This window comes from Microbacterium sp. KNMS (assembly GCF_053851835.1).
In genome coordinates, this window is sequence record NZ_JBSQBP010000134.1 from 1 (window position 1) to 261 (window position 261).

The window sequence follows — 261 nt, forward strand, 5'->3', positions numbered from 1 at the left end:
TGCGCGGCGTGTTCTTCGGCGGACTGATCGGCATGTTCCTCTACCTGCTGGCCCCCGAGGCCGGCCCGGGGCAGATCCTCACCTCCATGCTGCTGGGCCTGGCGGTGTGGCTGATCTTCGGCGTGATCGGCTTCGCGATGCGTCGGGGCCAGCACGGCTTCGCGTCCTCGCAGGCCGTCGTGCCGACGGCCTTCGACCTCGTGGTCGCGTTCGACCACGCCGCCCGCGCCCGCCAGGAGCTGGGCCTGGGCGGTGCCGCGG

Annotated in this window: 1 pseudogene; it reads left to right on the forward strand. The window is 72.8% G+C overall.

Annotated features, from left to right (window positions below):
* Positions 1-261 (forward strand): annotated as a pseudogene (locus ACWXWW_RS18135) (general stress protein); the annotation flags it as partial.